11 protein-coding genes are annotated in these 12,951 nt (G+C 68.8%); 5 read left to right on the top strand and 6 right to left on the bottom strand.

Annotated elements, in window-relative coordinates; all coding sequences use genetic code 11:
• Window positions 1-3: 3 nt before the first annotated feature.
• Together AC1PK7_RS18290 and AC1PK7_RS18285 are read right to left on the bottom strand one after the other, a co-directional pair.
• Window positions 4-825, bottom strand: coding sequence for an ABC transporter ATP-binding protein (locus AC1PK7_RS18290; RefSeq protein ID WP_481099054.1), 822 nt, complete (start codon window positions 823-825; stop codon window positions 4-6).
• 76 nt (window positions 826-901) lie between these two features.
• A complete protein-coding gene (locus AC1PK7_RS18285) occupies window positions 902-2,014 on the bottom strand; it encodes an ABC transporter permease (protein WP_010340194.1) in 1,113 nt (370 codons plus the stop codon).
• 100 nt (window positions 2,015-2,114) lie between these two features.
• On the opposite strand from AC1PK7_RS18285, the gene AC1PK7_RS18280 reads away from it, so the two are divergent.
• Complete coding sequence (locus AC1PK7_RS18280) at window positions 2,115-3,374, top strand: threonine/serine exporter family protein (protein ID WP_371183117.1); 1,260 nt, start codon at window positions 2,115-2,117, stop codon at window positions 3,372-3,374.
• 64 nt (window positions 3,375-3,438) lie between these two features.
• Here the strand turns inward: AC1PK7_RS18280 and AC1PK7_RS18275 are convergent, their stop codons facing one another.
• The 3 genes from AC1PK7_RS18275 to AC1PK7_RS18265 all read right to left on the bottom strand — a co-directional run bounded on the left by AC1PK7_RS18275 (window position 3,439) and on the right by AC1PK7_RS18265 (window position 6,340).
• Window positions 3,439-3,903 (bottom strand): H-NS histone family protein, encoded by a 465-nt coding sequence (locus tag AC1PK7_RS18275; RefSeq protein ID WP_420007960.1) that lies wholly within the window; start codon window positions 3,901-3,903, stop codon window positions 3,439-3,441.
• Window positions 3,904-4,152: 249 nt separating this feature from the next.
• The gene (locus tag AC1PK7_RS18270) at window positions 4,153-5,847 is read right to left on the bottom strand and encodes a proline--tRNA ligase (protein ID WP_481099053.1); all 1,695 of its coding nucleotides are present in this window, start codon (window positions 5,845-5,847) and stop codon (window positions 4,153-4,155) included.
• Between the two features lie 100 nt (window positions 5,848-5,947).
• Window positions 5,948-6,340 (bottom strand): DUF4124 domain-containing protein, encoded by a 393-nt coding sequence (locus AC1PK7_RS18265; protein WP_481099052.1) that lies wholly within the window; start codon window positions 6,338-6,340, stop codon window positions 5,948-5,950.
• Window positions 6,341-6,417: 77 nt separating this feature from the next.
• Here AC1PK7_RS18265 and pssA point away from each other — a divergent pair, with 77 nt between their 5' ends.
• From pssA to AC1PK7_RS18245, 4 genes are all read left to right on the top strand, one after another.
• A complete protein-coding gene (gene pssA, locus AC1PK7_RS18260) occupies window positions 6,418-7,194 on the top strand; it encodes a CDP-diacylglycerol--serine O-phosphatidyltransferase (protein ID WP_010340188.1) in 777 nt (258 codons plus the stop codon).
• A 14-nt stretch (window positions 7,195-7,208) separates the two neighbouring features.
• Window positions 7,209-7,685 (top strand): alanine acetyltransferase, encoded by a 477-nt coding sequence (locus AC1PK7_RS18255; protein WP_420010259.1) that lies wholly within the window; start codon window positions 7,209-7,211, stop codon window positions 7,683-7,685.
• Window positions 7,682-8,170 (top strand): ribosomal protein S18-alanine N-acetyltransferase, encoded by a 489-nt coding sequence (rimI, locus tag AC1PK7_RS18250; RefSeq protein ID WP_010343574.1) that lies wholly within the window; start codon window positions 7,682-7,684, stop codon window positions 8,168-8,170. The genes AC1PK7_RS18255 and rimI overlap by 4 nt, the downstream gene beginning before the upstream one ends.
• A 497-nt stretch (window positions 8,171-8,667) precedes the next feature.
• Window positions 8,668-9,822 (top strand): pectate lyase family protein, encoded by a 1,155-nt coding sequence (locus tag AC1PK7_RS18245; RefSeq protein WP_420007957.1) that lies wholly within the window; start codon window positions 8,668-8,670, stop codon window positions 9,820-9,822.
• A 241-nt stretch (window positions 9,823-10,063) separates the two neighbouring features.
• Here AC1PK7_RS18245 and AC1PK7_RS18240 read toward each other — a convergent pair whose 3' ends face one another.
• Window positions 10,064-12,910: a valine--tRNA ligase gene (locus AC1PK7_RS18240; protein ID WP_481099051.1), complete on the bottom strand. Its 2,847-nt coding sequence runs from the start codon at window positions 12,908-12,910 to the stop codon at window positions 10,064-10,066.
• Window positions 12,911-12,951 lie beyond the last annotated feature (41 nt).

The following is a 12,951-nucleotide window of genomic DNA, read 5'->3' as shown; positions in this document are numbered from 1 at the left end:
GGCTCAGGGGGTCTCGGTCCAGGCGGTCTTGGCATCGCGCGCGGCGCGTGCGCGCGGGCCGTGGAAATACTCTTGGATCCACGGATGGTCCACTTGCTCGATCTCGGCCAGCGGCGCGTTGGCGATGACCTTGCGGTCGGCCAGCACCGCCACGCGGTCGCAGATAGCGTACAAGGTGTCCAGATCGTGGGTGATGAGGAACACGGTCAGGCCCAGCGCTTCCTGCAGGGTGCGGATCAGCCGGTCGAAGGCGGCCGCACCGATCGGGTCCAGCCCGGCGGTGGGTTCGTCCAGAAACAACAGGGGGGGATCCAGCGCCAGCGCGCGCGCCAGCCCGGCGCGCTTGCGCATGCCGCCGGACAGCTGCGAGGGCAGCTTGTTCAACGCATCGGCGGGCAGGCCGGCCAGCTTCACCTTCAACAGCGCCAGCTCGTAATGCCAGCTGTCGGGCAATTCGCCGAAATGCTCCTTCAGCGGCACCTGCACGTTCTCGCCGACGGTCAGCGAGGAAAACAGCGCGCCGTCCTGGAACAGCACGCCGGTGTTGCGCTCCACATGCAGGCGATCGGCGCGGCGGCCGGAATCGGTATCCACGCCCAGCACCTGGATCTTGCCGGCATCGGGGTCGCGCAGGCCGAGGATGGTGCGCATCAGCACCGACTTGCCGGTGCCCGAGCCGCCGACCACGCCGAGGATCTCGCCACGGCGCACGTCCAGGTCCAGGTCCTCGTGCACGGTCTGGCTGCCGAACCGATTGACCAGGCCGCGGACGGAGATGGCGAGTTCTTGCTCGGGATTCGGGATTGGGGATTCGGGATTGGTCAAAGCAACAGCTCCCGCACGGGCGCGCGGCGCCCGGCTTCAACCAATCCCCAATCCCGAATTGCGAATCCCGGCTCCATCACCACCCCATGTTCATGAACCACAGCGCGGCGATCGCGTCGATGATGATCACCAGCGAGATCGTCTGCACCACGCTGGAGGTGGTGCGCTCGCCGACGGACTGGGCGGTGCCTTCCACGCGCAGTCCCTCCAGGCAGCCGATCAGGCCGATCACGATGGCGAAGATCGGCGCCTTGGACAGGCCCACCAGCATGTGCCGGATCTGGATGGTGTCGTGCATGCGCGCCAGGTACATCTGCGGCGGGATGCCCAGGTCGAAGGCGCCGACGGTGACGCCGCCGGCCAGGCCGGCGATCATCGCCACGAAGGTCAGCAGCGGCAGCATCAGCAGCAGCGCCACCAGCCGCGGGATCACCAGCAGGTCCATCGGGTCCAGGCCCAGGGTCTGGATCGCGTCGACCTCTTCGCGCGCCTTCATCGCGCCGATCTGCGCGGTGAAGGCGCTGGCAGTGCGTCCGGCCAGCACGATCGCGGTCAGCAGCACCGCGAACTCGCGCAGGAAGGCGATGCTGACCAACTCCACCACGTAGATCTCGGCGCCGAAGTCGCGCAGGATCGTGGAGCCGAGGAAGGCGATCACCGCGCCGACCAGATACGACAGCAGCGCCACCAGCGGCACCGCGTCCAGGCCGACCTGCTCCATGTGGTGCACGGTGGCGGTCAGGCGGAACCGGCGCGGCGCATGCAGCAGCCGCAGCAGCTTGACCAGGGTCTCGCCGAGGAAGCCGACCAGGGCGACGATTTCCTTGCCGTTGCGGTGTACCGCGTAGCCCAGGCGTTCCAGCGCCGCGGCGAAACCATAGTCGCGCTTGCGCTTGGGGCGGTCGTCGGCCACGTCCTCGATGGTCGAGACCAGCGCACGGTGATCCTGGCGGAAATCCAGCGCCTCGTGGGCGATACCGTTGCGGGTGGCGTAGCGCATCAGTTGCAGGACGCCGGCCGAATCCAGTTGGCCGATGCCGCTGGCGTCGATGCCGGTGGTGCCGGCCGGCATCCCGCGCAACACTTCCGAGGAGGCCAGGGCGGTGGCCAGGGTCCAACTGCCGGTCAGCCGCACCCGCGAGGGGTCTCGGTCGTCCTGGCTGAGTTTGGGCGGTTGCGGTTCGATCATGGGGGCGTCCGGTGCGCGAGCATACCTGTTTCGCCCGTGTTGCAGATGTGGTGACCGCGGCGGGGTGGCCGGGCGCGGCGTTCGCGCCATACTAGCCGACATGCCCGCCGCTCCCACCGTCAGTCCCTCCGCCACCGCGACCTACGCGCAGCGCATCGCCTTCGTCTCCGACATCGCCGGGCGACTGCACACCTACGGCACCACCGCGCAGCGGCTGGAGGCGGCGGTGGTGGCGCTGTCGCAGCAACTGGACCTGGACTGCGAGCCCTGGTCCAACCCGACCGGGCTGATCCTCAGCTTCAGCGACCCGACCAAGGCGATCGGGTCCAGCGACATCACCCGCGTGGTGCGGCTGGCGCCCGGCGACAACGACCTGCACAAGCTCAGCGTCGCCGACCGCATCGCCGACGACGTGGCCAGCGGGCGCATGAGCGTGGCCCAGGGCCACACCGCGCTGCGCCAGCTGGACCAGCCGCCGGGACGGCGCTGGATGGCGATGCAGGTACTCGGCTTCGGCCTGGCCGCGGCCGGCGTGGCCGGGCTGTGGCGCCTGCCGTGGCTGGACATCGCCACCGCCAGCGCCATCGGCCTGCTGATCGGCGTGCTCACCCAGCTCACCGACAAGCGCCCGGCGACCAAGGAGGCCAACGATGCGCTGGCCGCGCTGCTGGCCGGTTTCGTCGCGACCCTGGTGGCCAGTTTCGTGGCGCCGCTGAATCTCAATACGGTGATCATCGCCTCGCTGGTGGTGCTGCTGCCGGGTATGGCGCTGACCAATGCGGTCAACGAACTGACCAGCCAGCACTGGGTCTCGGGCACGGCGCGCTTCGCCGGCGCGGTCACCACCATCCTCAAGCTGACCGTCGGCGCGGTGATCGCGGTGACGCTGGCGCAACTGCTCGGTCTGGAGCCGATGGTGCAGGCGTCCCGTCCGCAGCACGGCTGGGTGGAGTGGGCGTCGCTGCTGGTGGCCGCCTACGCGTTCGCGCTGCTGTTCAAGGCCAGCGGCCGCGATTATCCGTTCGTGATGGCCGCCTCGGTGGCTGGTTATGCGATCGCGCGCTTCGCTGGCGACGCCTGGGGCAGCCCGGTCGGCATCTTCCTCTCGGCGATGGTGCTGACCGCGGCCGGCAATCTGTTCGGGCGCATCGTGCAGCGGCCGGGCGCGCTGGTCCGGCTGCCGGGCATCATCATGCTGGTGCCCGGCAGCGCCAGCCTGCGCGGGCTGCTGACGATGGTCCAGCAGCAGGACGTGATCGGCGGGCAATCGGCGCTATTGACGGTGACCAATATCGTGATGGCGCTGGTCGCCGGCCTGTTGTTCGGCAATCTGTTGGTACCGGCGCGCAAGAATCTTTGAATGCTGAAAAGAAAAACGCCGGCATGTTGTGCCGGCGTTTTTTCGCTACGGTCGTCGCGGCGCATCAGGCCTTCGGCGCGGCGCTCTTGCTGGCCTTCTTGGCAACACGCTTGGTGGCCTTCTTGGCGGTTTTCTTGGCCGGGGCAGCAGCGGATTTGGCAGCGCCGCCGGCGATCAGGAAATCCTCGACCTTCTTGCCCTTGGCGACCAGGTCGGCCAGCCAGCGCGGCTGCTTGCCGCGGCCGGTCCAGGTTTCGGCGGCATTGGCGGGATTGCGGTATTTCGGCGGAACCTTGCCCAGTTTGCGGCCCGGCTTCGGACCCGGCTTGCCGGCCTTGCGGCCGCGCGCGGCGGGAGCGCCGCCGAAGACTTCCTCGATGCTGTAGCCGTGACTCTTGGCCAGGCGCGCCAGTTGGGTGCGGACCTTGGCGATGGGGGTGCGCTTGGCGACGATGGACTGCTGCTTCTTGGCGGTCTTGATGAGGGCGCCCAACTGCTTGGCCGACAGGCCACTGAGATCGATGGTCATCTTTACTCCGGAAAATGGGTGGTGGCTTCCGCCATTCCCTGGCCAGCGCAGGATCATAATGATGCTTTATCGGATTGACAAATATCCGGCTTATTCGCTGCGAGTATTTCCAGTCGCAATGTCGTTGGAATATGTCCTTATGGATCCATGTCCGGCGTATTCAATTGCGAACGTGCCGCTCCGGTTTCGCCCATATGACGTGACGGCGGCGTAAAGAAAAAGGGCCGGGATATCCTCCCGGCCCTTTCGTCACGCCTGCAGGCGTGCCAGCAAGGCGCTTCGATCCAGGTGCTCGGCATCGCCGCCGCTGCGCGCACGGTATTCGAAGGTGCCGGCAGCCAATCCCCGCTCCGAGACCACCACCCGGTGCGGCACGCCGATCAGTTCAATATCGGCGAACATCGCGCCGGGGCGCAGGCCGCGGTCGTCCAGCACCGCGTCCAGCCCGGCCTGCTGCAGCTCGGCCAGCAGTGCCTCGCCGGCGGCGTCCACCGACGCATCGCGCTTGGGATTGATCACGCACACCGCCACCGTCCACGGCGCCATCGGCTGCGGCCAGCGGATGCCGGCATCGTCGTGGTTCTGCTCGATCGCCGCGGCGACGATGCGGGAAATGCCGATGCCGTAGCAGCCCATCGCCAGCGTCACCGTCTTGCCGTTCTCGTCCACCACAGTGGCGTCCAACGCCTGCGCATACTGGCGGCCGAGCTGGAATACATGGCCGACCTCGATGCCGCGGGCCAGGCGGATCTCGCCGCCGTCGTGGGCGCGTTCGCCCTCGACCACGTTGCGCAGATCGGCCACGGCGTCCGGTTCCGGCAGGTCGCGGCCCCAGTTGACCCCGGCCAGGTGGAAGCCGCGTTCGTTGGCGCCGACCACGAAGTCGGCCAGCGCCGCCACGTCGCGGTCGGCGACCACGCGGATCGGCTGGCGCGGGCCCAGCGGGCCGAGGAAGCCAGGCTCGCTGCCCAGATGCGCAAGGATCTCGGCCTCGTTGGCCATGCGGTAGCCGGCCAGGCCGGCGACCTTGCCCAACTTGATCTCGTTGACCGTGTGGTCGCCGCGCACCAGCGCCAGCACGAAGCTCTCGCCGGCCATCACCGCCACCGACTTGACCGTGCGCTGCAGCGGGAGGCCGAGCAGCTCGGCCACCGCCTCGCAGGTCTTCTGGGTGGGCGTGGCGACCTTGCGCAGTGCCTCGCTCGCTGCGGCGCGCGGTGCCGGGGCCGCGGCGACCGCGGCTTCGACGTTGGCGGCGTAGTCCGAACCGGTGGAGAACGCCAGCGAATCCTCGCCGGAGGTGGCCAGCACGTGGAATTCCTGCGAGGCGTCGCCGCCGATGTCGCCGGAATCGGCCTGCACCGCGCGGAACTGCAGCCCCAGGCGGGTGAAGATGCGGGTGTAGGCCGCCTTCATGTTCTCGTATTCGCGCGCCAGGTCCTCGTCGCTGATGTGGAACGAGTAGGCGTCCTTCATCAGGAATTCGCGCGCGCGCATCACCCCGAAGCGCGGACGGATCTCGTCGCGGAACTTGGTCTGGATCTGGTAGAAGTTGACCGGCAGCTGCTTGTAGCTGCTCAGCTCCTGCCGCGCGAAATCGGCGGCGGCTTCTTCGGCGGTCGGGCTGTAGCAGTAGTCCTGTTCCTTGCGGTCCTGCATGCGCAGCATCAGCCCGCCGAACTTGCTCCAGCGCCCGGTGGCGTCCCACAGCTCGCGCGGCTGGATGGTCGGGAACAGCACTTCCACCGCGCCGGCGCGGTTCATTTCCTCGCGCACCACCGCTTCCACCTTGCGCAGCACGCGCAGGCCCAGCGGCGACCAGGTGTACAGGCCGGAGGCGAGCTTGCGGATCATGCCCGCGCGCAGCATCAGCTGGTGGCTGACCAGTTCGGCGTCGGCCGGGGTTTCCTTGGTGGTGTGCAGGTGGAACTGGGAAAGGCGCATCGAGGGGCTTCGCAGACGGCGGGTCGCCCATTTTGCCAGTCATTGCCGGCGCTGCGGGCATCGCCCGCGGCCGGCCCCGCGCGTTTGGGGCGCGGCCGGCTTACTTGGCGGGCGCGGCCGCCGGGCTGCAGTAGGCCTTGATCGCGGCCTCGGCCAGGGCCTTCTGCGCAGCGCGCTGGGATTCGTCCAGTTCCCCGTCCGGCTTGCCGTCGCCATCGCTGTCGGTGGTGATCTTGCCGGGCTTGTTGAGGATGTCCAGGTTCTTGCGCGCGGTCAGGCACTGGCCGCTCTCGGCCGGGGCGGCCGCGGGCGTCTCGGCCGGGGCGTCGCCGCGGGTGTCGACCTTGCGGACCTGGTACTTGCCGCCGGTGGGCGGGGTCTCGGCATAGTGGGTGACGCCCTGGGCGTCCTTCCATTGGTACAGGGTGGTGGCGCCGAGCATGCCGCTGACGGCGAGCAGGGACAGGCAGCAAAACCAGGGCAGGGCGCGCATCTCGGTCTCCAGGGCGCGGCGGGAGCGCCGATTGCAGCACCCGCCGACGGGCCTGGCAAGTCGATTAGACTGGCGGGATGGACCCATCCCGACCGCCCCCCCGTTCGCGCACCATCTACCTGCTGCCGAACCTGTTCACCACCGCCGGCCTGTTCTCCGGTTTCTACGCCATCATCGCCGCCGCCAACGGCCAGTTCGTGCACGCCAGCGTGGCGGTGTTCGTGGCCGCGGTGATGGACGGGCTGGACGGGCGCGTGGCGCGGCTGACCGGCACCAGCAGCGAATTCGGCGTGCAGTACGACTCGCTGGCCGACCTGGTCAGCTTCGGCATGGCGCCGGCGCTGGTGATGTACCACTGGTCGCTGTCGGCGCTGAAGTTCGACGGCGGCATGCTCGGCCGGGTCGGCTGGTCGGCGGCGTTCCTGTACGCGGCCTGCGCCGCGCTGCGCCTGGCCCGCTTCAATACCCAGGTCGGCACGGTCGACAAGCGCTGGTTCGTGGGCTTGGCCAGCCCGGCCGCGGCCGGGCTGATGATGGCCTTCGTGTGGTCCTTCGCCGACGGCTCGCTGGGCTGGGACGGCGAACAGCTGCGCTATGTTGCGCTGGGCCTGACCGTGACCGCGGCACTGCTGATGGTCAGCCGCATTCGCTTCTGGAGCTTCAAGGGCAGCGGCGAGAAGGGCCCGCGCACCGACCGGGTGCCGTTCCTGATGTTGGTGCTGGCGCCGATCGTGCTGGCGGTGCTGGTCATCGACCTGGCGCGGGCGCTGCTGGCGATCGGCGTGCTGTACGCACTGTCCGGGCCGTGCCTGTGGCTGTGGCGGCGCTGGCGCAAGGTGCCGGACGCAGCATGAGCGAGTCCGCGTCCATGCATGCGCCGTTGTGGTCGGCCGAGCAGGTCGGCTGGCTGCAGGCGCTCGGCCACACCGTGTACGTGGATGCCGCGGCCGTGGTCGAGCCCGAGCCCATTCCGTCGCCGGCGACCGAGCCGGCGCCGCCGGTGCAGCGCGCGCCATCGGCATCGGCGCCGCCGCGTGGCGGCCATGCCGCCGCCATGCCGGCCGGCGACGCACCGGAGCGGCGGCGGGCATCCGCGCCCCCGGCACCGGCGGTGCAGCCGGACGCGCCGCGTGCGGCGCCTGCGGCAGGGGCGCGCCGGGTCGGCCTGCGCCTGCCCGATCGCCTGCAGATCGCCTTGCTGCGCGCTTCCGGCCTCAATCCCAACGATCCGGCCACGCAGGCGCTGATGGCGACCTGGCCGCTGGACGAACTGCGCGGCAATGCCGCGGCCAAGCGCGCGCTGTGGCCGCAGCTGCGCGCGCTGCGCAAGCGGGCGCCGCGATGAGCGCGCTCGGCTCGGCGTCGGCGCCGCCGGCCACGCTGCGCGCCTTGCGCGAGGCCGATCTGGACGCGGTGATGGAGATCGAGCGCCGCGCCTATCCGTTCCCCTGGACCCGCGGCATCTTCCGCGACTGTCTGCAGGCCGGCTACCCGGGCTGGGTGCTGGTGGAGGAGGGCACGATCGTCGGCTACGGGGTGATCAGCGTCGCCGCCGACGAAGCGCATATCCTCAACGTCTGCGTGGCGCCGGAGCGGCAATCGCGCGGTTATGGCCGGCTGCTGCTGCGCGCGCTGATCAAGTACGGCGTCGATCTCGGCGCGCGCCGGGTGTTCCTGGAAGTGCGGCCGTCCAATCCCAATGCAATCGCCCTGTACCACAGCGAAGGCTTCAACGAGATCGGCCGGCGCCCGCGCTACTATCCGGCCGCGAATGGCCGCGAGGACGCGCTGGTGATGGCGATCGAGCTGTTCTTCGACGGCATGTCCTGAGGCGCGTTCGCGCGCCGCGCGCCGCCGCTTCGCCTGGGTGGCGGATTCCGTGCATGTCGCACCACGCCGCCTGCTTGCGTCCCGCGTTTGCCTCGCCGCTGCCGCTGTCGGGATGCCGAACCGCGCGCCTGCTCCGCGTCCGCCATGCGCGTTTTGCGCGGTCCTGGTGCGGCTGCAGGCTGCTTTGCAATGTCGCCTGCTGTCGGTGGGACAGCGTTGTTGTCCCGCAGCGTGGGCGCCACGGCGCGTTGCCGCCCGCGGCCGATTTGTGCGACGTATCTCACACATCCTGCTGCTGGATCGTGGGTGTCTACCGCGGCGCTTTACAGCCGCCGCGCGCTGCCTACAGTGCGCGCCTCTTCGGCGCCTGCCTCCCACGAAGGCATGACCCGCAGTTGTCCGAGGGGACAGCGACCGCGCAGGCGTCGCCGTGCATTCCGCCGTGGCGGAGCGCGCGCGCCTGCGTCCAAACCACGCATGCTCACGAGGTTTCCAGGATGACCACGCAGTCCCGCATCGTTCCATCGCCGCGCTCGCCGCTGCGCACGTTCGGCCTGGCCCTGTGCCTGGCCGGCATCGCCGGCGCCGCCCATGCCGACGCCAGCCTGGAGGTCGCCACCACCGGCTGGGCCACGCAGAACGGCGGCACCAAGGGCGGATCCAAGGCCGCCGCGGCCGACATCTACAGCGTCAGCACCGCAGCGCAGCTGAAGGCCGCGCTGAAGGCCAGCGCCGGCAGCAATGGCCGCATCATCAAGGTCAACGGCATCATCGACATCAGCGAGGGCACGCCGTACAGCACCACCGCCGACATGAAGAGCCGCGCACGTCTGGACGTCCCGACCAAGACCACGCTGATCGGCGTCGGCAGCAACGCCGAGATCCGCGAGGGCTATTTCTACGTCAAGGCCAACGACGTGATCGTGCGCAACATCACCATCGAAAATCCATGGGATCCGCAGCCGGTGTGGGATCCGGACGACGGCAGCGCCGGCAACTGGAATTCCGAATACGACGGCATGACCATCGAGGGCGCCAGCAACGTGTGGGTGGACCATGTGACCTTCACCGACGGCCGCCGCACCGACGACCAGAACGGCACCGCCAACGGCCGGCCCAAGCAGCACCACGACGGCGCGCTGGACATCAAGAAGGGCGCCAATTACGTCACCGTGTCGTACTCGGCGTTCAAGTCGCACGAGAAGAACAACCTGATCGGCTCCAGCGACAGCGCCTCCAGCACCGACAGCGGCAAGCTCAAGGTGACCATCCACAACACCCTGTTCGAGAACATCTCCGCGCGCGCGCCGCGGGTGCGCTTCGGCCAGGTGCACCTGTACAACAACTACCACGTCGGCAGCACCAGCAACGCGGTGTATCCGTTCTCCTACGCGCACGGCGTCGGCAAGGAATCGAAGATCTTCTCCGAGAACAACGTCTTCGACATCAGCGGCGTGAGCAGCTGCGACAAGATCGCGGCCGACTACGGCGGCAGCGTCTACCGCGACTTCGGCTCGCTGCTCAACGGCCAGGCGCTGACCTGCTCGTGGAACAACAACATCGGCTGGACCCCGCCGTACACCTATTCGCTGCTGCCGGCGAACAAGGTGGCGGCCGACGTCAAGGCCAAGGCCGGCGCCGGCAAGCTCTGAGGGATCGCTGCGCCGCCGCCTGGAAGGCCGGGCGGCGGTGTGCGTGTTGCGGCGATGGGGCGTCAGTCGCGCTGCCAAGCCGAGATGACGTTGCGATGGTTCGAGGCCGTCCGCATCGCTGCCAATACCCGCACATGGCACGGCGCCGCGTCGCCGGTGCTTGTGTTGTAGGAGCGGCTTCAGCCGCGACCCGTTAGGGACAGAGGTCGCGGCTGAAGCCGCTCCTACAACCTGTGTTGCGTTACAGCTTGGCGCGCTGCGCGCGCAGGCCGTCGAGCTGCGCGCTCCAGTCGGCCAGGCGCTGGCGTTCCTGCTCGATCACCGCGGGCGGCACCTTGTCGGTGAACTTGCCCAGCTTGGCCTCGCTCTTGTCCTTCTCCGCGGCGACGCGGGCGATCTCCTTGTCCAGGCGCAGGCGTTCGGCATCCAGGTCGACCAGGCCTTCCAGCGGCACCAGCAGCGTCAGGTCGCCGACGATCGCGGTGGCCGCGGCCGGCGACGGCGCGCCGTCGTCCAGCCACTGGATGGACTCCAGCTTGAGCAGGAAGCGCAACTGCGCCGCGAAGCGTTCCACCCGCGCACGGTCCTGTGGCTGGCCGCCCTGCAGCAGCAGCGGCACCTGCCGCGACGGTGCCACCTGCAGTTCGCTGCGCACGCGGCGCAGCGCCGACACCATCGCCTTCAGCCATTCCACGTCGGCCGCTGCGCCGGCGTAGGCGGCCACGTCCATCGCCGCCGCCTCCGGATACGGCTGCAGCGAGATGGTCGGCGCGGCGATGCCCAGGCGCGGCGCCACCTGCTGCCACAGTTCCTCGGTGAGGAATGGGGTCAGCGGATGCAGCAGGCGCAGCAGGGTTTCCAGCACGTGCAGCAGGGTGTGGCGGGTGCTGTCGGCGGCGGCCGCGTCGTCGCCGCTCAGCGCCGGCTTTGCCAGTTCCAGGAACCAGTCGCAGAACTCGTTCCAGGCAAATTCGTACAGGCACTGCGCCAGCAGGTCGAAGCGGTACGCGGCGAACTGCGCCTGCGCCTCGGCCGTGACCGCCTGCAGGCGCAGCAGGATCCACTTCTCGGCATCGGTGACCGGTGCAAGCTGTTGCGACTCCCGAATCCCGACTCCCGAATCCCCACCCGGCGTGTTCATCAGCACAAAGCGGCTGGCATTCCACAGCTTGTTGCAGAAGTTCTTGTAGCCCTCGGCGCGGCCCAGGTCGAACTTGATCTCGCGGCCGTGGCCGGCCAGCGCGGCGATGGTGAAGCGCAGCGCGTCGGCGCCGTGGGCGATGATGCCGTTCGGGAATTCCTTGCGGGTGGCCTTCTCGATCTTGGGGGCGTCCTGCGGCTTCATCAGCCCGGTGGTGCGCTTGGCGACCAGGGCCTCGATGTCGATGCCGTCGATGATGTCCAGCGGATCGAGCACGTTGCCCTTGGACTTGGACATCTTCTGGCCTTGCGCGTCGCGGATCAGGCCGGTGATGTAGACGTCGCGGAACGGCACCTTGCCGGTGAAGCTGTCGGTGGCCATGATCATGCGCGCCACCCAGAAGAAGATGATGTCGAAGCCGGTGACCAGCACGCTCGACGGCAGGTAGCGGTCGAAGCCGCGCTCGGCCATCGCCTGCGGCTCCGGCCAGCCCATGGTCGAGAACGGCCACAGCTGCGAAGAGAACCAGGTTTCCAGCACGTCGCTGTCCTGGTGCAGGGCGACGTCGGCGCCGAGGCCGGCCCTGGCGCGCGCGTCGGCCTCGTCGCGGCCGACGTAGTACTTGCCCGTGTCGTCGAACCAGGCCGGAATACGATGGCCCCACCACAGCTGGCGGCTGATGCACCAGTCCTGGATGTTCTCCATCCAGTGGCGGTAGGTGTTGATCCAGTTCGGCGGCACGAACTGGATCTGCCCGGACTCGACCAGTTCCAGGCCACGCTTGGCCAGCGCGTCCATCTTCACGAACCACTGGTCGGTGAGGTACGGCTCGATCACCTGGCCGGTGCGGTCGCCGCGTGGCACCTGCAGCTTGTGCGGCTTGGTCTCGACAAGCAGACCCTGTTCCTCGAGATCGGCCAGTACCGCCTTGCGCGCGTCGTAGCGGTCCAGGCCGCGGTATTTTTCCGGGACGCTGTCGTTGAGCGCAGCGGTCGGGGTGAACAGGTTGATCATCGGCAACCCATGCCGCACACCGACCTGGTAGTCGTTGAAATCGTGCGCCGGGGTGACCTTGACCACGCCGGTGCCGAACGCGCGGTCCACGTAGTCGTCGCCGATCACCGGCACGCGGCGGCCGGTCAGCGGCAGCGTCACCGTCTTGCCGATCAGGTGCGCGTAGCGCGCATCCTCCGGGTGCACCATCACCGCGGTATCGCCGAGCAGGGTTTCCGGGCGGGTGGTGGCGACCACCAGGTAGTCGCGGGTCTCGCGCAGGGTCTCGTTGCCGTCGGCGTCGTGCTCGACGTGCTCGTAGCTGGCGCCGTCGTCCAGCTTGTAGGCGATCGACCATAGGAAGCCGTCTTCCTCGACGTTCTCCACTTCCAGGTCGGAGATCGCGGTCTTCAGCACCGGGTCCCAGTTGACCAGGCGCTGGCCGCGGTAGATCAGGCCCTGTTCGTGCCAGCGCACGAAGGCCTCGATCACCGCCGCCGACGGCTGCGGATCCATGGTGAAGGTGCTGCGCGACCAGTCGGCCGAGGTGCCGAGGCGGCGCATCTGCCGCTCGATGGTGTCGCCGGAGTGCTGCTTCCACTCCCAGACCTTGGCGATGAAGCCGTCGCGGCCCAGCGAATCGCGCGTCTCGCCCTTGCCTTCCAGGGCCAGGTTGCGCGACACCACCATCTCGGTGGCGATGCCGGCGTGGTCGCTGCCGACCTGCCACAACGTGTCGAAGCCGCGCATGCGGTGGTAGCGCACCAGCGCATCCATCAGCGTCTGCTGGAAGGCGTGGCCCATGTGCAGCGTGCCGGTCACGTTCGGCGGCGGCAGCAGCACGGTGTACGGCGTGCCTTTCCCGGACGGCACGAAGTAGCCGGACGCTTCCCATTGCGCGTACAGGCGCGATTCGAAGGAGGTGGGATCGTAGCTGGAGGCGAGGGTGGTCATTGAGGAGCCGGGATTGGGGATTGGTGATTCGGGATGTCTTG

This window comes from Xanthomonas sp. NCPPB 3174 (genome assembly GCF_056725205.1).
The sequence above is the reverse complement of the archived record's forward strand: the minus strand, read 5'-3'. Positions and strand labels throughout refer to the sequence as shown.

Bases quoted from the DNA above. Each gene is read 5' to 3' on its own strand.
- AC1PK7_RS18285 (WP_010340194.1), bottom strand. From the start codon at position 2,014: ATGATCGAACCGCAACCGCCCAAACTCAGCCAGGACGACCGAGACCCC.
- AC1PK7_RS18280 (WP_371183117.1), top strand. From the start codon at position 2,115: ATGCCCGCCGCTCCCACCGTCAGTCCCTCCGCCACCGCGACCTACGCG.
- AC1PK7_RS18275 (WP_420007960.1), bottom strand. From the start codon at position 3,903: ATGACCATCGATCTCAGTGGCCTGTCGGCCAAGCAGTTGGGCGCCCTC.
- AC1PK7_RS18270 (WP_481099053.1), bottom strand. From the start codon at position 5,847: ATGCGCCTTTCCCAGTTCCACCTGCACACCACCAAGGAAACCCCGGCC.
- AC1PK7_RS18265 (WP_481099052.1), bottom strand. From the start codon at position 6,340: ATGCGCGCCCTGCCCTGGTTTTGCTGCCTGTCCCTGCTCGCCGTCAGC.
- pssA (WP_010340188.1), top strand. From the start codon at position 6,418: ATGGACCCATCCCGACCGCCCCCCCGTTCGCGCACCATCTACCTGCTG.
- AC1PK7_RS18255 (WP_420010259.1), top strand. From the start codon at position 7,209: ATGCATGCGCCGTTGTGGTCGGCCGAGCAGGTCGGCTGGCTGCAGGCG.
- rimI (WP_010343574.1), top strand. From the start codon at position 7,682: ATGAGCGCGCTCGGCTCGGCGTCGGCGCCGCCGGCCACGCTGCGCGCC.
- AC1PK7_RS18245 (WP_420007957.1), top strand. From the start codon at position 8,668: ATGACCACGCAGTCCCGCATCGTTCCATCGCCGCGCTCGCCGCTGCGC.
- AC1PK7_RS18240 (WP_481099051.1), bottom strand. From the start codon at position 12,910: ATGACCACCCTCGCCTCCAGCTACGATCCCACCTCCTTCGAATCGCGC.